The following is a 21,453-nucleotide window of genomic DNA, read 5'->3' as shown; positions in this document are numbered from 1 at the left end:
CCCCTTTCTACTATTTTTTTCGTCTTCCGATAATTTTCCCGACTAAATTCTTCGTAAAAGAGAAGGCTGGTTGTGGGTCTCTCCAATCCCAAATTGCATAAACCTTCCGTTTAAAAAACGATGTGAATACTTGTCCAATTGTAAGCTGTCCTGTTTTCACATAATCTCTTATGGCAAGTAAATCTTCAAACGCATACCAAAAGACGCGATTCGTATTATAATCGATAGCTTTTGGAGGGAGGGGTGAACCTGTTAATTCCATATAGGTAATATATGGAACATTCATCCCAATCTTATATAATAAATGATTAAAGTTCGTAATTCTAGCATTAATTTCGATTAAATAAAACTGACCTGTTTCAGCGTCTTTCTTAAATTCAATTTCAGCAAACCCTTTAAAGCCGATCGCTTCTAGAAAAGAAGCCCCGATTTCATATAATTCAGGTATATGCTTTTGTCCTGTGTACACTGAAGCACCGAAATTAATAGGATACTGGCGATATTTCTGACAAGTTGTCCAATGTGTCACTTTTCCGTCTTGATTTAAATATGCATCAAACGTATGCATATGGTCGTCAAATCCCGGAATGATCCGTTGAACAATGACTTCCAAATTCGCATCTTTTGCTTTTTGAATGGCTTCTTCTAGCTCTTCTCGATTATGAACTTTAAAAAGTTTTTTTCTAAATTTAGCTACAAAAGAAGGCGAATCGGTTGGTTTCACAATACAAGGGTACTTTAATGTCGTTTCTACTTTTTCAATAAAATTATCTTCGTGTAACCGAACTGTTTCAGGTACAGCAAGTCCTTTTTCCATCGCTAGCTGATGCAATCTTTCTTTATTCATGACTTTCGTATATAATCCTTGTTCTGTTTGAGGAATATAATAATATTCTTTCATTTCTTCCAAATGAGCATCAATAACTTCGACATATGAGTCATGACATGGAATGAGAACAGGTTTAAGATTTTGTTTTTTTGCATATTCCTTTAAAAACTGAATAAAGCCTTCCGGGTCCTCTTTATAATGAGGAGATAAAAGCTTCTCAGAGCAGTATTTAGATTCCGCACCATACCTTTCTTGTTCAGAATAATCAACAGCCACTGTATGAATGCCGTGAACCCCCAAACAACGAATTGTGCTTAATCCTATATAATAGTTACTTCCTAATATTACTGCTTTATTACCCATGCTTTCACCTCTTATATAACTTGACCCTCGGTATGCACCGATATATACATATTGACATAGAAGTGAGCAAATTTGCAATACTAAATGGTCGTTTTTGTCTAGATATCAAAGGCATACTATGGTTTATTATGTATCATTGCCAAATATAAACTATACATGCAAATTTCGCTCATTTCCTTGTCTATCTACTTGGTATATTCTGATCGTATTTTTCGAACATTTCTTTTATAACAACTGCATTTTTATTCATTATTTGTTATATATTTTCTAAAAATACACGAATGACATCGGCGCCACCAATAACCGTTCCTAATGTGCTTCCTAAATTCGTTAAAACAACAATCAATAAAATTCTAGTTACTTTATTACCCCAAAAGCCTTTTACAGTAAATACATCTTCAGATAGGCTTTCAAAATCTCCCACACTTGGCCGTTTAAAATAAGTTTGTACGATACCAGCAAACCAACCAGCCGCCATTAGTGGATTTAATGAACTAATAGGTGCCGCAACAAAAGCCGTTACTATCGAAAGTGGGTGTCCAAATGCAAGGGCAGCTCCAATTGCTGCAAACGAACCATTCCATAAGATCCAGCTAATCGTCTGTTGCAGTCCTGCTGCTGGGTTCGCATAAAAGGTATAACCGATAATCGCAAGGATTAGAATCGGTATCGCCCACCCTATCATTTTGGGAATCTTTGATTTTGGTGGTATTTTTGTTAACGCTTGTAAATCATGGTCTTTTTTAATTTCTTCTTTAATTCCAGGGACATGCGCAGCACCTAGTACTGCAACGACTTTTTTTCCTGGTGCATCTTTAATTTTTTGAGCTAAATATTGATCTCGCTCATCAATAAGTGGTGTTTTTAATTGAGGAAATGATTCTGTAAACTCATCTAACATCGAGTTAAGCATGTCTTGTGACTTCATTTTTTCTAGTTCTTCTTCAGAAATCGTCTCGTTGCTAAATATCCCTGAGAATATGCCTAGTAACAATTTTGACTTTCCTACAAACCCCATGCCCCCCCATATTCTTGAAAAGGTCACTTGAATATTTCTATCTGCTAATACGAGCGAAGCACCTATCTCTTTTGCTGATTCAATTCCTTGAATCATTTCTTGTCCAGGTTTAATGCCAAACTGTTTCGCTAACCTTTTTTGAAAAGAAGAGATAAACAAATTCATAAGCAACAATGTGGCTTTTTTTTCTTTCACCACTTTAAAAATATCCATCTCTTTCCACTTATTTTTATCCTTAATCGATTGGAATCGTTGTTCATCTAATTCTACACAAACAGAATCAGGCTTTTCGAACTCGATTACTTCTTTTACTTGCTCCGCACTTTTTTTCGAAACGTGAGCAGTCCCGATAAGAATAATTTCTTTATCTCCGAGCTGTATTCGCGTAATATTCTCCTCAGACATCATATACCTTCCTTCTCTAATCTCGATTCGCCAACATTTTGTAATATGTATATTATAGTTAATGATTCAACCTCTATCTATACTAGTATATCGTACTATTTTTTCATGTTTTTTTATATTCATTTTTTCTGTTATTTTATGAAAATGTATGGATTTCTTTTTTCTATAGGAGGAGCGTTGAGTGACTGACGTTAAAAAAGCTCGTCTATCTAAGACAAGCCTTTTCGGGAAATCGTATAATAAACTGAGTACCTTTGTTTACCTCACTTTTAATTTGGAGTGAACCTTGATGCTGGTTTTTAATAATATTATTCGTAACCATCAAACCTAGTCCTGTTCCTTCTTTTTTCGTTGTAAAAAAAGGTTCGCCTAGCCTATCGATTGTTTCTTGAGTCATTCCAGGACCTTCATCCGTTACCGTTATTTCATACTCTTCTTGGTCTTTCCTCAAACCAATTGTAATTTTCCCACTTTTATGCATCGCTTCTATCGCATTTTTTACTATATTAATGAACACTTGTTTTACTTGATGTTCAATACATTCCATCCGATAAAAAGGACTTTCGTATAAAGATTCTATCGTAATATTTTTCATAATGGCCTGTGGCTGCATGAGAACAATCACTTGGTCTAGTAATTCTTTTATATTCACTTCTTTATAATCAGAAAGTTGCGGTTTCGAAAACGTTAACAGTTCTTTAATAATCGATTCAATTCGGTTAAATTCCATATCCATAATATCAAAGTAATGTTCATTCCATTGCTTGTTTGATTTGATTAGTTGCATGAACCCTTTTAACGACGTAAGAGGATTTCGAATTTCATGTGCGATTCCTGCAGACATTTGGGCAAGAAACGCTAACTGTTCCCACTCTTGCAACAGCTGCTCGGTCTTCTTTCTTTCAGTCACGTCTCGAAATGTGATGACCGTTCCTACATGTTTTCCTTTTTCAAGCATTGGTTTTACTGTATATTCAACGGGAAAGGACGTACCGTTTTTATGCCAAAAAATATCATCTTCAATAAACATGCTCTCCCCATTTGTTAATGCATGAAAAACAGGACAGTCAGTCAACGGAACATGTTGACCATCTTTATTTGTATGATGAATTAAGTCGTGTAAATTACTATAAGCAAAGTCCGTAATCAAGTAACCCGTCAAATTTTCAGCCGCTTTATTCCAAAAAACAACATTCGCTTGCAGATCAATCCCATAAATTCCTTCAGCTACAGAGTCTAAAATGAGTTGGTTAATATGATTGGCTTTTTCTAATTCATTTTGTATATCATTTTGAATTCCCAAGTTTTTATCACACATAAATTTGTCCTTTTTCATCAATTATACCTGAATTTTCCTTATCTGTCGAAATGGATTTTTACTTTAAGTGAATAAACAGCAACTTGGGAGTAGTTGCTGTTTCCAAACGGACATTTATTCCGCTATTTTGCTCTACATGGGCTTTTTTCCATTTCTTTCGGACATCTATTCCGCTACTCACCAGAAACAACTATGAAATTCTACTATTTCTATTAATTTAACGGAACCAGTGTCCGATAGTGTTTGAAAAACAGAGATGTTTACGATATTAGAGGAACAAATGTCCGTTAGTGCGAACCGTTCGTTGGTAACCATATTGTAAAGGTCGTTCCTTTTCCTTTCTCGCTGTGAACAAAGACTTTTCCTTTATGCAGTTCAATAATATTATAACTCATTGCCATTCCAAGCCCTAAGCCATTTTCTTTTGTTGAGAAAAACGGGGTCGCCAATTTTTTCACGGTTTCTTCATCCATCCCAATGCCATTGTCTTCGATTTTAATTTCAATAAATTGGTTATCTTCACTTAAACGTACCGAAATATAGACCTTTCCATCTTCTCCTGTTGCATCTAAACTGTTTTGCAATATATTGATAAACACTTGCTTTAGTTTATCTTTATCGACGTAAGTCTTGTCGTTATATGTGCAATCAAAGGAAAGCTGAATGTTTTTACTTGAAAGCTGACTTTCCATTAAGGTAATCGTATCTTGCATAAGTTCTTGAATCTGGGTATAAGACTTTGTTATTTCCCTTTGATTCGGCTTAGCCATTAATACAAACTGCTGAACTAAACTTTTAATCCGTTCTAGTTCACTAAAGATAATACGGAAATAGTCTTCAAGCTTTTTATCTTCAGGTTTAAGATAGGCTTTAAACAACTGCATTAATCCGATAATCGACGTTAATGGATTACGAATTTCATGCGCTAACCCCGCACTAATCTTTCCGATATCTGATAATTTTTCACTCGCCATGAGTTGTTTTTCTAATAATAGCCGTTCCGTTATATTACGAAGCTGTCCGAATGCACCAATGATTTCATGGCGGTCATCATAAATTGGATACGAATCGAAAAGTAGGATTTTGTCAGCAACTTTAATCTCAACATCCTCGTACTTCATTTTTCCTTCTATTACATCTTTCATATAATGTCCAATAGAGTCAATCGTTTTGACCGATTGATGCATCACATCATATTTATTACATCCTAATATTTGTTCAGCATAAGGGTTTAATTCAATAACTAACCCATCTTCATTCGTAATGATAATTCCATTTCGACTATTTTCCACGATAACTTGATTGAGAATTAATAGTTCTTTGTTTTGCTTATTTACTTTTACTTCTCTTTCAATGGAATCAACAGCTGATTTTAATAATCCTAGATGAAATGAACTTGCATTTTGTGCTGCCATCATGACAGAAATTGTACCCTCTACTTCCCCCCCATTTGTAAAAGGAACAGAGAAACACGCACTTTCATGTAAGCTCTCATGAAAGTGATCTTTTCCAATCATTTGAATCGGCTGATCTAAATGAAGTGCTAATGATACACTGTTCGTTCCAAGCTCTTCTTCGGTAAACTGAATCCCTATCGATAATCCTAAAGACTCAATTTGACCTTTTATCGATTCATCTCCGTACAATTCTAAAATAATGCCTTCATTATTTGAAATGACAATTAACACAGGTGTATGTTCTAAGTCAGAAATAAGCTTTGTCATAAATTTTCTTGCTACTGAAATGACATTACCTAAATTATCCTTGATTTCCTTAATTTTATTTTTCGTAATACAAACTTTTGGAATTAACCTATCTTTAGGAGTCATGTTGAACTCATTCAAGCATCTTTGGTGAGAGACTTTTATATAATTGTCAATACTATCTACCATCATAAACCCCTCATTTTATACATTCCTTTTCCTACAAACAAAAAAAGAGAATGTAAAATACTACATCATAGTATATAACATATCTCCTTCATTTATCTAATTAAAAACCATTATCATTCCAAAAAATTATGAAAATATCGCGATACCAACTAAACCTGATAAAAGGATAACAAAAACTGGATGCAACTTCCACTTTGTTAGCGCGAATAAAGAGAAAAAGAAAATAAAGAAAACAGAGACTGTATTCCATGAAAGAGGGGAAATAACATCATTTACAATCGCAAATCGAATCGCGGCATACACAATGAGGGCCGTAATTATCGGCCGCAAACCATAAAAAGCTGATTTAACATGCTTATTATCATTCATTTTATAAAAAAAGATTGAAATCAAAATGACAAATAAAAACGACGGCAACACCATTCCAAACCCTGCTGCAATAGCACCAGGAATACCTGCAACATGGTGTCCTACAAAAATGGCACTATTCGTTGCAATAGGCCCCGGTGACATCCCGGCTAATCCAATAATATCGGTGAATTGCTGTGATGTCATCCACCCTTGTTTCATAACTTCTAACTCAATGATGGGGATCATCGCATAGCCTCCACCAAAAGAAACGATGCCAATAACAAAAAAGGCAAAAAACAATTCAAGTAAAACCATGCTTAAATCCCTTCTCCCATAAACCACTCATATTTTCTTTCTTCTCGGTTAGTTTCCTCAGTTTTTTGAAGATAGCCTAATTTTTCTTTCCACTGAATAATAAAAATGCCTAAGAAAATCCCAATTATAATTAACAAAGCTGGATGTATGTGTAAGAAAAGCAAGCAAAATAACGATGCGGATACGATTGATAACGTTGTTTTATCAAATATCGCTTTTTTCCCGATTGAATACGCTGCATAAACGATAAGTGCGATGACCGTAATCCGAATCGCTTGGAACGCTGCTTCTACCTTAGGATGGTCTTGAACATGGTAAAAAGCGATACTTATCCCAATAACAATTAAAAAAGTAGGTAAAAAGATTCCTAGTAATGCTGCAACGGCACCACGAATGCCAGCCAGTCGATATCCGATAAAGGTTGCTGAGTTAATCGCAATGGCTCCTGGAAGTGAACTTGCGACAGCAATGACATCATCCATTTCAGACTTCTTGACCCATTTTTGTTTATCAACTAGCTCCCGCTCTATCACAGGAATGACCGCATAGCCTCCACCAAACGTAATAGGGCCTATTTTAAAAAATGACCAGAACAGCTGCCATAATATTCTGCTTTTCGCCGATTTCATATTACCCCTTCTTTCTGCTCATTTCCTTTCCCTCTCACCTTTTAACCAAATCGGAAAAAAGTTTGTAAAAAAAAGAGATGTAGTTATTATTAGTTTACCACACTTATACTTTTACCCAAAAGGGTTTAAAGTGGTAAAAAAACTATAAATCTTTATTTTTTTTATGAATCGTCTGTAAAGAAATTTTACCCAAAATAAGACTGAAACACTTGGATTGCTGCTCCAATCGCAATCGCATCTGCCCCAAACGTCCCCTTACTAAATGTTATTAAACTTTTATCTTCAATATACAAATGAGATTTTGCTTGTTTCACAACCTCTTGATAATACCAATTTGACTCTGAAATTAGGTGACCATGTAATACAACTAATTCCGGATGAAGCACATTCACCATATTTGCTATCCCAATGCCATAGTAATAAGCTGCCTTTTCGACAATTTTGATGACGGACGGGTTACCCCGTTTCAACTCATAGAGTAAATCCGAGAATGTAACGTCCCTTTCTTCATTTATTGTCTGTTTCCACTCTTTGACCATAGCCCCAAACGTTGCAAAGTGAGAAAGCGAGCCTTTTTTGCCTTTAGTCGTTGGTGTATCTCCAGCATGGACAATAATATGACCATACGCACTTGAATCTCCTAGTTTTGAATGTAGAAGTTGACCATTACAAATCACACCACAACGAATCCCATAGCCACCAATGACATATAATATATTTTCATAAGATGGATATTGACTATACTCCGCGACAACAGCAGAGTTCGCACCATTATCGACGATGATTTTTACTGGGAAATACTCACGTAATTGTCGAGCGACATGTACATTTTCCCATCTTGGAGCTAGAAACGCTTCAGGCTTTACGATAACCCCTTCTTCTCGCTGTACGGGACCTACAGTTCCAACACCTATGCCTAGTAATTGGTTCCAAGCTATATTATACTCACTAATCCACTTGGTAATAATCTGATTCATTTTTGCAAAAACAATCGAAGGGGTCTCCTTTTCTGTCATTGCAAAAGAAGTTTGTTCAATTGTATGATATGCAAGATTAACTAATACGAGCTTTGTTTGAATTCTTGAAATATCAATTCCGATAATATAAGCTGCTTTTTCATTCACTTTATATAATACAGGTGGCCGCCCTCCACTTGATTCCCCATATCCACATTCTACAATGACATTCGAATGTACCAAGTCATCCATAAAACGATTTAACGTTGTTTGTTTTGTTTTCGTTAAATGAAGTAAGTCATTTTTAGTGATCGGTCCCCGCTGATGAATGAGATGATATATTTTTTTTGACATTTGATTTTTTATAGAATCGTCTTCCAAAAATCCTTTTAACATTTCATCACCTACTACACTTCGATAATAGCTCTAGTATAGCGATTTCCACTAAAATAGCAAAGTATCGATTATATTGATTGACAGATACTAATTTATATGTATAATTTTACATATATTTTACGGGCTGATAAACCGTGGTTGCATGCCACTCTCAAATATGGGCCGGTTTCGTATCTTTAACAGGATATGAAGCCGGTCCTTTCCGTTGTAAAGGAGGAAAATTTATGTACATCGTAGCCAACAAAAATCAATTTACTGACCCATTTTACCAAACGACATTCGAGATTTATCCGTGGGAAAGTGACCTGCTACAATCCCCTGTCGTACGACGACTGAAATTCCTTTCCCATTATGGAACAGGTTCTTTCACGACTTCAGCTAAGCATAGTCGATTTGAGCATACACTTGGTGTATGGACAATTATTTCTACCTTCTTTCAAAAAGAAGAAGAACTACGGCTCGCTGCTCTTCTTCATGATATCGGACATCTTCCTTTTTCACATGCGGTTGAACGCACATTAGGATTTAATCATCATGGTTTAACCGAGTCCTTAATAAAAGACGAAGCCATTGGTTCTATTTTGCAAACATATGGGTTTGACCCATTACGAATTATTGCTATTTTAAATATGGATTCTCCGCTTTCACATAAAACATATAATTTAAGCGCTGACCATTTAGACAGTTTCCTCCGTGATTCTTATATGCTCGGAAAACGAATGAAACATCCTGCTGAAATCATACGAAAAATTACATTTCATCACCATTATGTTGAAGCAGATATCGATACAGCCAAGACGATAATGGAAGCGATCCATTTCGACCATACGCACTTTCTTCATCCTACATTGTTAGCGCTAGACGTTTTATTAGCGGAAGCAATCAAAGTTTATGCTATGCATCATCATGTTGAACTTTCTGTCATCAAAGGGCTAACAAACCAAGAACTCATACAATTGTTAGCAAGCAGTCATGTTCAACTGATTCATGATTTCCTTTCTATTATTATGTTTTACCCTGAAAAAATATCAGTACAACAAGTCTCAGGTGAAAATACAAGAACAGTGGATGTCAAAAAAGTGTATGATAAATCACCGTTAGTAGACGGGATTCCACTCACTTCCCTTTGTCATGAGTCACATCAGTTGTTGGAATCCATTCGATCGTTACAACGACAATATTACTTTACCATCATTTAAAAAATAACGAAAAGGTACCCGAGCATTCTCGGATACCTTCTTCATTTAGCTTTCCTTTTCTATTTCCCATTTCGAAACTTCTTCACGAACTCGAGGGGCAACCTCTGTTCCTAATAATTCAATTGATTTCATTACATCATCATGCGGCATGGAGCCTACAGGGACGTGGAGCATAAAGCGAGTAATTCCTACTTGTTTTCGTAAATGAATAATTTTGTCAGCGACTGTTTGAGCATCTCCAACATACAGTGCACCATCAAAGCTTCGTGCCGCATCATAACTTGCCCGGTCATAATACCCCCATCCTCGCTCTTGTCCGAGCTTATTCATCACTTGCTGTGTTGGTGCAAAATATTTCTCAGCCGCTTCTTCTGTCGTTTCGGCCACAAAACCATGGGAATGTGAAGCGACAGGAAGCTTCGTTGGGTCATGTCCAGCTTGGAGAGCTGCTCGTTCATATAATTTCACGAGTGGCGCAAATTGAACTGGACTTCCTCCAATAATAGCAAGCACAAGCGGTAAACCTAGCATCCCGGCTCTGATTACTGATTGTGTATTTCCACCACTCCCAATCCAGACAGGTAATGGCTCTTGAACAGGACGTGGGTAAATTCCGAGATTTTCAATCGCAGGGCGAAATTCCCCTTCCCACGTTACTTTTTCTGATTCACATATTTTTAAAAGAAGCTCTAATTTCTCATGAAATAACTCATCATAATCTTTCAAGTCATACCCAAATAACGGAAACGATTCGATAAATGAACCACGCCCAGCCATAATCTCAGCTCGTCCATTTGAAATCCCATCAAGTGTTGCAAAATCTTGAAATACCCGAACTGGATCAGCCGAAGAAAGTACGGTAACGGCACTTGTTAACCGAATTTGTTTCGTTTGTGGGGCCGCCGCTGCTAAAATAACCGCAGGATTTGACGCAGCAAAATCTTGGCGATGATGCTCACCAACACCAAATACATCTAACCCGACTTCGTCAGCAAGGATAATTTCTTCAACGACCTCTCGTATTCGTTCAGCATGACTTTTGACTTCACCTGTTTTCACATCAGGAGTTGTCTCTACAAATGTACTAATACCTATTTCCATAACGAGCCTCCTAAGCCGAAACTTCATTTCCTTGTTATTTTCCCCTTTTCAGTCCGGGATATCAAGTTTTGTGCTTTTATGTTATCGGTGTAGTCAAGGGAAGCTTTCGCTATCGGACATCTGTTCCGTTATGACACTAGATTTTGCCTGTATTTATTTTTTTAACGGACATCTATTCCACTACTTAACAATTATTAAAGAGTTTCTCTCTCAATTTGCGACATTAACGGAACAGATGTCCGATACGACTTTACATTCGATCTTTTTTAACCTATTAGCGGAACGATGTCCGCTAGAAAAGAAAGCCCCAAAAGGTAAAGACCTTTTGGAGCAGCTTTATTATAATTCCACCTTCTGGCGTCGTTTATAAATGTAAAACGCGATTCCACTTCCTAACAAAATGATTCCTGCTAGTAAGAAGTTGAACATTGTTGTTGCTGTTTTCGGTAACTTCGCACCATCGGACACTTCTGTTTCGCTGTCTTTATCGTTTTCGATTACATCTTCACTTTCTTCCGTTTGTTCCTCATCATCTTCTGACCCAGTTCCAGGTGTATTATCGCCATCTCCATTATCTGTTCCTGGTTGTTGCCCTCCACTATTTGGTGGGGTGTTATTATCGTCATCAGCCCCCTCGCCTGCTGGTGGTTCTGGTTGTTGCCCATTACCTGGAGGAACTTGCCCTTCTCCTTCCGCATCATCTTCATACGGTCTTACTTGGTATAAGTAAAAGTCATCAAGTGTTCCCCATGCCCCACCATTGGCTTGAATGCTTGCACCAATTGTAATCATACCATCTAATACAAGAATTTCTTCAATTGTAGGATTTACCCACTGAACCCATCCACGAACATTTGTCGATTGTTTATATTCTTCATCATTTGTATTCGCAAATAAATACATATCAGACTGATGTGCATCTCCACCTTGAATAAACATCGACAAGTTATAGTAGCCCGGTTCTAAACCAGTGACTGTTTGTTCAACTTGAAAATCTACCGCACTTGCTGAATAAAAATGTAAAGAATAGTTACCTGTCCTAGCATCAGAGCTATTATTTAAAAATTGAGTATGATTACTTGTTTCATTCCGGTGCGTTCTAACCCACATCGTTCGGTCAGAATCTTCAAAGCTCGGATTTACGACAAGGTTTTCCGGTGTGATTTCAAGGAATAACCTCACACTTCTTTCTCCTTCAGCCACTCCTGAAATGACATAAGAGCCGATACCTTGAGCTAAAGCTTGGTCAACAGCCTCCATGTCCCAGCTTACCGGAATGGTACCTGTTGTTCCATTATTGTAAACAACATCTACTGTATTTGGTAACGATATGTCAGAACCTAAAATGATTTGAACTCTCGCATCTTTTATTTCATCAATTTGAAGTGGAGCAACTGCACCTGTATCAACATAGTTAAAAATATTAATCGATGCTAGTGGATGACCATCAAAATCAAATAAAGCTTGGTTATCGACGGCACTTCCACCATACCATTCACCTGCATCTTCTGGGTCGTATTCAGTTGCATAACTTGTTGCCCATCCGGAACCATACGTTTCCCAAATTTCTTTGTTTTGTTCAAGATTTTCTGGTGGTCCTACAGGTAACCACGCAGGCTCCCAATAAAATACTCCAATTCCTGCTTCCCCTACATCAACAACGGCTTGGAATACATCGCGAACTGCTGTAGCTTGACCTTGCACTGTAATTGGGTAATTTAATGTTTGTCCTGTTCGTTGTGGTGCTGTATTCCCATGGCCATCACCGTCGCGGTCTGTATACGTGTACGATGTTTCAACGACCATCACTTTTTTACCATACGTGTCTGCAACATGTGTTAACACAGACGTTAAATTTGCTAATGTCCCATGCCAAAACGGGTAATATGAGCTGGCAAAGACATCATAGTCGACATTGTTTTGATGTAATGTTTGGGCAATGGATGAATATCTTCCACTTGTTTCAGGATTTGTGAAGTGTAAGGCAATTAAAATAGAAGGATCAATATCTCGAATCGCTTTACTTCCTTCATTAAAAAGTTCGCTCATTTTTGTCCAATCACGTTCACCAATAAATGCACCATTTGTTTCATTCCCGACTTGGACCATGCCAATGTCGATTCCTTCCGCAAGCATCGCTTCTACACTTGTTTTTGTAAAATCATACACTTCCTGCTTTTTCTGTTCAAAGCTTATATTTTCCCATGCTTTTGGTGCTTGCTGTTTTGCTGGGTCTGCCCAGAAATCAGAGTAATGAAAGTTTACTAATAATTGCATTCCATTCGCTGTTGCTCGCTTTCCAATTTCAATTGCTTTATCAACATCATTGTTTCCGCCACCATAGCCATTACCATTCGAATCATACGGGTCATTCCAAATCCGAACACGAACATAGTTTACACCCGCATCACGAAACGTTGTGAAAATATCTTGTTCTACGCCTGCTTCATTATAAAATGTAACACCACTGTCTTCGAGTGCAATAATACTAGATATATCAACACCTTTAATAAAATCTTCGCTAATCCCATCTACTCGCTCAACGAAAATGTCTGCTTCAACTGGGGCTGGTCCTGACTCAGATGAAGACACTACTAAACGAAAATCATCCACATAGCCCCAAGCACCACTATTACCACTCACAACAGCACCAACGTTAATATTTGATTGCGCTTCTTCTACCTCAAACGTATAACGAACTGTCGCCCAATCATTAAATCCTGTAGTTGCTATAGGGTCTGCGGTTTGTTCTCCAACAAAAAGTTGTACTTTTCCAGATTCCACACCAGTTCCCCCCATTGATTTCACCGAAAGTTCATACGTTCCAGCCGGAAGAGAAGATACCGTTTGTTTTACAGTAAAAGACTGTGTTCCTGTTGCCGTACCTTGTACCCAATACTTCAAGCTATGCTCGCCTTCACTAGGTTCAACCCATTCATTATCTGCGTAGGCAAAATGGTCTATATCCCACCCATCCCAATTCGGTGTATCTACTGACCAGTGCCCTTCTTCACTCCAAAAACTTTGTTCAAAACTACCATTATTCAGTAGGTTATCTTCATTAGCATTAGCAACACAAGGTTGATACCCTATAAAAATTGAACTAATGACTAACATAAAAGCAACCAATTGAACAACTGATTTTTTAACGCGTTTCCCCATTTTCATCGCACCTTTACTAAGTATTTTATATGTAAGCGTTATCAATGTTGTTAGATAGGGAGGAGAGTTCGCCCCTCCCCGTTGGTTTCCTAGCTTCTCACCGATTCTACAATTTTCACTTCATATTTCTTTAATGTTACTTCGCCTACTATTTCCTCTTTTGTGATAATGTCTGTTACAGAAGAAGGAAATGATACGACTTGGCTTTCTTCGGTAAAGTTCATGACAAACACAAAATCTTTATCTGGTGCTTGCCTTACTTGAACCGAAACACCTTCGCCATGTTGAACCGAAAATGCCGGCTTTAGTTCAAGCTTTTCAATGAGTGTTCCATAAAATTGGCGATGAAACTCTTTTGACAAGCGTGCTCCAATATAATATGAATGTCCCTTTTCATATTGGTGACTCGTAACTGCTGGTGTGCTTTCGTAAAAGTCTTGCTCATACGTTGCCACCACGTTCGCTGAATCGACTTCGAGTACTGTCGCATAATCTTTCACTTCGTATGACTTACCATCATAAGTGACCGCATTTCGGTCATTCGGGTAAAACGTATCTGTTTCTAAAGGCTTTATTCCAAAGATGTCTTGTAAATCTTTTGGCCAGCCCCCCATGTAGGTTAAATCAAATTCATTGACTAACCCACTAATATACGTCATTACGATTGTCCCGCCGTTAGCAACAAAAGCTTTAAATCTCGCAATCGTTTCTTCACTTACTAAATAAAGCATCGGTACAATTAATAGCTTATACGGAGCGAAATCTTGTTCCTTCGTAATGACATCAACTGAAATATCATTTTCCCAAAACGTTCGATAATGCTCTTGCAATGTTTGTGGATATTGTTTTGTTTTTAATCCAAATCCTTGGGCATCATCTAAAGCCCAGTTATTGTCCCAATCATATAAAATCGCAACATCCGATGTTCGGTTTGTACCAACAATATCGGAAAGCTGTTCAAGCGTTTTACCAACTTGGGCAACTTCTTGAAATACGCGATTATTCGGACTATTATCATGGTCAACAACGGCCCCGTGAAATTTCTCAGATGAACCCCTTGATTTCCGCCATTGGAAGTATAAAATACTATCTGACCCATGGGATACCATTTGCATAGAAGACAACAAATGCATACCTGGGCGTTTTGCTTTGTTGACATTATGCCAGTTCACCGCACTAGGTGTGGACTCCATTAATAAAAATGGCTGTTGCTTTAAGCTACGATATAGGTCATCGATAAAACCAACTTTCATCGCTAAATTCGCGGTACTCTCCCAATCATTATGCCAAGCTGGGTAAGCATCCCAACTAATCACATCCAAATGCTTAGAAAACTTACTATAATCTAACCCTTGAAACGGAATTAAATCATGTGTATCTGCCATGAAGTTTGTTGTTATCGGAATCGAAGGTGTGAGCTCACGTAAAGGAACGATTTCATTTTCATAAAATGAGATCGTTTGGTCTGTCACAAATCGGCGCCAGTCTAAATTTAAGCCATGAACAGCACTTTCACCAATTGGTGACGGTGATTCTACTTGAGACCAGTCCGAATACGTATGGCTCCAAAACGGACCCCACCATGCTTTGTTTAGAGCGTCTAGATTTTTATATTTCTTTTTTAACCACTCACGGAATGCATCCTGACAAGCATCACAATGGCAATCTCCTCCATACTCATTTGAAATATGCCATAAAATTAAAGCTGGGTGATTGCCATAGCGTTCTGCCAATAAGCGGTTCATCGATTGAGTTTTTTCACGGTATACTTTTGATGTAAAGCAATGGTTATGTCTTCCTCCATGGTGTTGTTTTACTCTTGCTGCATTTACTCGCAACACTTCCGGGTATTTTTGCGACATCCACGCAGGACGTGCTCCACTTGGTGTCGCAAGAATGACACGTCCGCCAATGCTATAAATATTTTCAATAATTTCATCTAACCACTCAAATTGATATACGCCTTCTTCTGGTTCAAGTGCGCTCCATGCAAAGATTCCGACTGAAAATGTATTTGTATGTGATAACTTCATGAGTTGAATATCATCTGCTAAAATATCCGGTCGGTCTAACCATTGGTCAGGATTATAGTCTCCTCCATGAAGCATAAACTTTGCTTTTGTCGTATAAGATTTCTCATGTTTAGCCATAGCTCTCTCCTTGTCCTTCCTTACTACCCATTTTTTTATCCTTTTGTTCCACCCGCAGTAAGTCCTGAAACGAAATATTTTTGTAGCATTAAAAAGATAATCGCAATAGGAATACTAATTAAGATTGCTCCGGCAGCAAATGTCGTATAGCTAGCTCCCATTACATCATTTACTAAATTGTATAACCCAATTGGTAACGTATATGCCTCAGGAGTTCGTAAAATTGTTGAGGATAGCACAAAATCTCCAAGTGGACCCGTAAATCCATTCATTGCAACAACTGCAAGCATAGGTTTTGATAGTGGTAAAAGAATTTGCCAAAAAATCCGAGTATTACTTGCACCATCAATTTTCGCACTTTCATCTAAGTCCATTGGAATCGAATCCATATATCCTTTCATTAAATACGTATTCATCGGAATTTGCCCACCAATATAAAGCAAAATTAATAACCAATGACTGTTTACCATTCCTAGCATTTGCGCTAATACAAACAAAGCGACTAATGCCGAAAACTGTGGAATCATTTGCAATAGTAAAAACAACATTAACGCATTTTTTCTTCCTTTAAATCGGAAACGTGAAAATGCATAAGCAGTAAACGAAACACTAATTAATGTTCCAACCATCGTAAACAAACTTATTTTTAAGGAATTTAAGTACCACTGTCCATACTGCAAACTTTCTTTGCCCGCGAACAGCTCTCGGTAATGATCGAGCGTTGGATTTTGCGGAATCATAGATGTACTCACTAAGCTATTTCCAGGATTAAAACTAGCTCCAATCGTCCAGAGGAGTGGATACACAATAATAACAACGACAAAGAACAAAATCGAATAGGAGGTGAACAGTCGTAAGAACTTATGTGTTTTCATATTCCCTTGCATTTCTTACGCCCCCTCTTTAAATGAATTTGTTCGTCTAAATTGCCATAATGCAATCGTAATTACAAACACTGATAGTAAAATAGTTAACGCTGCGGCTAATGAATATTGACTAGATTGCAGTGTTAATTTATAAATCCACGAAACAAGAATATCGGTTCCTCCCGCAGTTGAACCTGGCATTGCAGGGCCACCACCATTAAATAGATAAATAATATTGAAGTTATTAAAGTTAAACGTATATTGAGTAATAATAATAGGCGCCATTGCAATTAAAATTAATGGCAACGTAATATTACGGAATTTCGAAAAGATAGAAGCTCCGTCAATCGTCGCTGCTTCATATAAATCATCTGGAATCGATTGAAGAACACCTGTTGTAACGATAAAAATATATGGAAACCCTAGCCAACCTTGCATTAAAATTAACGCCACTCTTGACCAGTTTGCATCTGTCATCCATGGTATAGGATCGATGCCAAATGCCGCTAAAATATCCGTATTAATCGCTCCGAAACTATCATTAAACAATCCTGCAAACACAAGAATCGTAACAAACCCAGGCACTGCCCAAGGTAAAATTAATACGGTGCGAAAAAACTTTTTAAAACGAAGATCTTTTTGATTCACTAAAACAGCTAAGAAAATCCCAAGACTAACTTGGAGCGTAGACGCAACAAGAGTCCAAATAATGGTCCAGCCTAACACATCAAAGAAAGTTGAACGCCAAATATCAACGGTAAAGATTTGAGTAAATGTTTGAAACCCAACCCAATCTGCTAAATTTGCAGGTGGTGAGTGATATAAATCATAGTTTGTAAATGCGAGAGCAAAACTAAATAATATTGGAAAAATAACAGCAAAAATCAAAATGAATAAAGAAGGACCACTAATAACATAGGGGTAACCTTGTTCAATTAAATGATGGTATTGCTCTTTTAACGAACTTAATCTTAAGTTTTGATCACGCATCTTTCCGTTTTTATATGCATCACGCAAGTTTATATAGTAGAAACCAAGACCAAAAACTGTCACAATAACGGCAATAATACCTTCTGCTAATAGAAAAATAGAGTTATCACGTGGGACTTCTGTTCCAAGAGTCATTAGCCCCCAATATCCCATATTTAAAAGGTCTCCAAACACGACAAAAAAGGAGATACCGAGAGTAAGAAACACTGACCCTTTTACCCATTGTTTATTATAAAACTGGCCGCCTCCAGGAATAATCGATAATATTAAAGCCAATTTACGATGTTGCATCTTTTCACCTCATTTAAGATAACGACATGGAATGGTGTCGTTATAGATGAATGGTGCCAAAACCGACTCCGGCTGGCACCACCACTGTTTATTCGTTATCGCCCACCATGCTTCGCTTCAATTTGTCCTTCTATGATCGTTACAGCCTGGTTTAATGCTTCTTCTGGTTGTGATTTACCCGTTGCAATTGTTTGAAGAGCTGCATCAGTCGGAGACCAAACTTCATTCATTTCAGGAATGTTAGGCGTTAATTCAGCAAATTGAGATTGTTCTGCAACTGCTTGTGCTGCTTCACTTTCAGCAACAACAGGGTCATTTGCTAATGCTTGTACAGCTGGTACTTCTTTTGTTACTTCATAGCGTGTTCTTGAGTTTTCTTCATTTGTTAGGAAAATCACTAATTGCTCAGCTAGCTCTGCGTTTTTAGAATATGAACTTACATTATAACTTTTTACCCCAACAAACGAACTCATGTTTTCACCGTTTGCTAATTCAGGTAGTTTTACAACACCGTAATTAACTCCTGCTCTTTCAAATGGCTCTACATTCCATGGACCAGAAATTACAGCTGTTGCCTTTCCTTCTGTAAACAATGACTCTAGCACATTAATTCCTTGCTCCCCGATAATTCCGGATGGGAAGAGCTTTTCACTATAAAACTTTTGAATTTCTTGTGCTCCTTCAATTGCTCCTTCGTTATTTAAACCAACATCGCTCGGGTCAAAGTTTCCTTCTGCATCTTTTCCAAAGATATATCCACCATATCCACTCAATACGCTATTGGCATAGTAAATTTGGTCAAATAAAGCTAAAAATCCAAACTGACTTCCATCTGTTACTTCTTTTGAATGCTCATACCATCCTTCTAATGTAGTTGGTACATCTTCCTCAGCAATTAAATCTTTGTTATAGAAAAGCATTGTCGTTTCAACAGCTTTAGGCAATCCGTAAACACTACCATTAACTGTTTGTGATTCCATCGCGACTTCTGTAAAGATAGATTGAACATCTTCCCCTACAGAAAGCTCTTTTAATAATCCTTCTGTTACCGCTGTTCCAATTTGATCACCAGGCATTGTTAAAACATCTGGGCCTGTTCCAGCTGGTCCGTCAAGACGTAAATCTTCAATTTGTTGTGCATATGGTTTTTCCACGATTCGAACAGTTACATCATGTTCTTCTTCAAACTTTGCAATAGCCTCACGAATACCATCTGCTTTTTCAATATCTTCCCATACAAGTAAATCATACTCGTTGTTGCTTTTTGGCGCTTCTTTCGGCTCAGTGCCTTCAGAACCACTATCTTGAGGTCCGCAAGCGGCTAGAGACAAACTTAACGCAATTGCACCTAAAATGCCAACATATTTTTTATGCTTTTTCATTGTTTGACACCCCTTCAAATTGGTTAGTAGAGTAAAACGTTTTTCTGTAAACGCTTTAGTAAATTTAATATAGCACCTAGGAGAAAACATGTAAACAACTTTTTTACTCATTCAAGTAAAAAAGTTTACAAAATTAATTTACTAGACATATTTTTGCCTAATATTCATTTTTACGCACAAAAAAAAAAACGCCGCACAGGCGTTTATTTTGTGCTTTTACGAGTAACCATGTCAGAACCTAAATATAAGGTTTTTACAAGTTTTCTCTTTTCTATAACTTGTTCTAACAACAATTGAACTGCATTTTTACACATTTCTCTCATGTCGATATGAAATGTTGTTAACGGAGGAGATACATATTTTGCAACACTTATATTATTGATACTGATGACACTAACTCGATTAGGAATTGCAATCCCATTTTCATTTAACGCTTGCAGACAACCAACAGCAATCGGATCGGCTGCAATATAAAATGCTGTCGGTAACGCATCCCCTAATTTTTCTATCGCATTAGACATTAAATAATAGCCATTATCAACTGAAAATCCTCTTCTGCAAAAAATAAATTGGTCATTGAGCAATCCTTTTTCATCCATAATTTTTCGAAATTCTCGTTCACGCAAATCCATCTCATCTTTGTCTGTATTTGGATTATGATATGTTCCCCCGATAAATCCTATACTCTTATGGCCTTTTTCCACTAAAAAGTCGATCGTGTTTTTTGTTATTTGGACTAAATCCGGCCTTACAGAGTCATAATGGGTTGGATCTGGGGTTGAATCAATAAAAACTCCGTTTGTCGTGATTCCTCGTAAATATTTGAGCTCTTTATCTGAAAATGTACCAACAGCAATAAACCCTTCTGTATTATCAGGAATACTATCAATGCCGTCTCCAATTTTATAAGTCGTAAGCTCCACATTAAATTTTCTCGCCATTTTTTCGATTTCTAATCTCATCGTTTTAAAATAAACATCTTCAAGCTCTTCTTTATCTGTTAACCAATAGAGAAATACAATGTTTTTCACAATCGGTCTTACTGTTTTCTTTCGGTAATTTAGTTTTTCCGCTACTTCATATATTTTATCTCTCGTTTCATCAGGAACAGATAAACTTTGGTCATTATTTAACACTCGAGAAACCGTAGATATTGAATAACCAGCTATTTCTGCAATATCTTTAATTGTTGCCATTTTAAAAAAGCCTCCACTCATTTTTCTCTACTTTTTAAGTAAAATATTTTACTAAATTTTACTTCATTTTCGAAAAAAGTCAAGTATCTGCAAATTTTTGTTACGATAACTTAATAATTACGGAAAGAAAAGAGGAGAAGAAACAGGCCATTTTAACGAGAATCTGAGACTGCTGTCACGCTGATCAAGTCTTCTATAGAATGGTAACACTAAGGGTAGAACTTTACGGACATTGGTTCCGTTACTTTACGATGAGCCACTAATTTTAACCCAAATAATGGAGGAGGTATCTGAAATCAAAACCACCCGTGTGAACGGGTGGTTTGTTCTGCGGCTGAAAGCCTTTGTTACTGACCAAGCCCTAAAGGGCTACTGAATGGTTCGCCAATTGTACTACTTTCACTGGCCAGACCTTAAAGGCCTATCTCACTTTCTTTTTCCGCTTTATTTCTTCCCCTGTGAACGGATCCACATACTCTAACAAGCTTAGTTGTTCCGCGACTATATCATCTTGTATTTGGTTTCTTATATATTCTTCAATCACCTTTTTATTTCTTCCTACTGTATCCACATAGAAACCTGTGCACCAGAATTTTCGGTTCCCATATCGATACTTTAGATTTGCATGCCTATCAAATATCATT

General features: G+C 37.2%; 16 protein-coding genes. 1 reads left to right on the top strand and 15 read right to left on the bottom strand.

Features of this window, described 5'->3' with window-relative positions:
* Positions 1-10: 10 nt before the first annotated feature.
* From T323_RS0113680 to T323_RS0113650, 7 genes are all read right to left on the bottom strand, one after another.
* Positions 11-1,192, bottom strand: a complete 1,182-nt coding sequence (locus T323_RS0113680; RefSeq protein ID WP_026673801.1) for a carboxylate--amine ligase — start codon at positions 1,190-1,192, stop codon at positions 11-13.
* Positions 1,193-1,448: 256 nt separating this feature from the next.
* The gene (locus T323_RS0113675) at positions 1,449-2,615 is read right to left on the bottom strand and encodes a TraB/GumN family protein (protein ID WP_026673800.1); all 1,167 of its coding nucleotides are present in this window, start codon (positions 2,613-2,615) and stop codon (positions 1,449-1,451) included.
* A gap of 205 nt (positions 2,616-2,820) precedes the next feature.
* A complete protein-coding gene (locus T323_RS28015; RefSeq protein ID WP_169737903.1) occupies positions 2,821-3,918 on the bottom strand; it encodes an ATP-binding protein in 1,098 nt (365 codons plus the stop codon).
* Positions 3,919-4,220: 302 nt separating this feature from the next.
* Complete coding sequence (locus tag T323_RS0113665) at positions 4,221-5,825, bottom strand: ATP-binding protein (RefSeq protein ID WP_026673799.1); 1,605 nt, start codon at positions 5,823-5,825, stop codon at positions 4,221-4,223.
* Positions 5,826-5,951: 126 nt separating this feature from the next.
* Positions 5,952-6,491 (bottom strand): chromate transporter, encoded by a 540-nt coding sequence (locus T323_RS0113660; protein WP_026673798.1) that lies wholly within the window; start codon positions 6,489-6,491, stop codon positions 5,952-5,954.
* A 2-nt stretch (positions 6,492-6,493) separates the two neighbouring features.
* Complete coding sequence (locus T323_RS0113655) at positions 6,494-7,120, bottom strand: chromate transporter (protein WP_026673797.1); 627 nt, start codon at positions 7,118-7,120, stop codon at positions 6,494-6,496.
* Between the two features lie 185 nt (positions 7,121-7,305).
* A complete protein-coding gene (locus T323_RS0113650; protein ID WP_026673796.1) occupies positions 7,306-8,472 on the bottom strand; it encodes an ROK family protein in 1,167 nt (388 codons plus the stop codon).
* A 224-nt stretch (positions 8,473-8,696) separates the two neighbouring features.
* Between T323_RS0113650 and T323_RS0113645 the strand changes: the two genes are divergently transcribed.
* On the top strand, positions 8,697-9,671 hold the full coding sequence (locus T323_RS0113645) for an HD domain-containing protein (RefSeq protein ID WP_026673795.1): 975 nt from the start codon (positions 8,697-8,699) through the stop codon (positions 9,669-9,671).
* Between the two features lie 45 nt (positions 9,672-9,716).
* On the opposite strand, the gene T323_RS0113640 is transcribed toward T323_RS0113645, so the two are convergent.
* From T323_RS0113640 to T323_RS0113605, 8 genes are all read right to left on the bottom strand, one after another.
* Positions 9,717-10,772, bottom strand: a complete 1,056-nt coding sequence (locus tag T323_RS0113640; protein WP_026673794.1) for an LLM class flavin-dependent oxidoreductase — start codon at positions 10,770-10,772, stop codon at positions 9,717-9,719.
* 339 nt (positions 10,773-11,111) lie between these two features.
* Positions 11,112-13,934 (bottom strand): glycosyl hydrolase 53 family protein, encoded by a 2,823-nt coding sequence (locus tag T323_RS26720; RefSeq protein WP_084309279.1) that lies wholly within the window; start codon positions 13,932-13,934, stop codon positions 11,112-11,114.
* 89 nt (positions 13,935-14,023) lie between these two features.
* Complete coding sequence (gene ganA, locus T323_RS0113630; RefSeq protein ID WP_026673793.1) at positions 14,024-16,084, bottom strand: beta-galactosidase GanA; 2,061 nt, start codon at positions 16,082-16,084, stop codon at positions 14,024-14,026.
* A 35-nt stretch (positions 16,085-16,119) separates the two neighbouring features.
* On the bottom strand, positions 16,120-16,971 hold the full coding sequence (gene ganQ, locus T323_RS0113625) for a galactooligosaccharide ABC transporter permease GanQ (protein WP_026673792.1): 852 nt from the start codon (positions 16,969-16,971) through the stop codon (positions 16,120-16,122).
* A gap of 3 nt (positions 16,972-16,974) precedes the next feature.
* Complete coding sequence (gene ganP, locus T323_RS0113620; protein WP_026673791.1) at positions 16,975-18,231, bottom strand: galactooligosaccharide ABC transporter permease GanP; 1,257 nt, start codon at positions 18,229-18,231, stop codon at positions 16,975-16,977.
* 95 nt (positions 18,232-18,326) lie between these two features.
* Positions 18,327-19,613 carry a galactooligosaccharide ABC transporter substrate-binding protein GanS gene (gene ganS / locus T323_RS0113615; protein WP_026673790.1) on the bottom strand — a complete coding sequence of 429 codons (1,287 nt, stop codon included), beginning with the start codon at positions 19,611-19,613 and terminating at the stop codon, positions 18,327-18,329.
* A gap of 203 nt (positions 19,614-19,816) precedes the next feature.
* A complete protein-coding gene (gene ganR / locus T323_RS0113610; protein ID WP_026673789.1) occupies positions 19,817-20,809 on the bottom strand; it encodes a galactan degradation operon transcriptional regulator GanR in 993 nt (330 codons plus the stop codon).
* Positions 20,810-21,230: 421 nt separating this feature from the next.
* Positions 21,231-21,453: IS200/IS605 family transposase (locus T323_RS0113605; protein ID WP_026673788.1), on the bottom strand; the 223-nt coding region annotated here is incomplete at its 5' end.

The sequence above is a fragment of the Alkalihalobacillus bogoriensis ATCC BAA-922 genome (assembly GCF_000621445.1).
Classification (GTDB): Bacteria; Bacillota; Bacilli; order Bacillales; family Bacillaceae_F; genus Bacillus_AO; species Bacillus_AO bogoriense.
The sequence above is the reverse complement of the archived record's forward strand: the minus strand, read 5'-3'. Positions and strand labels throughout refer to the sequence as shown.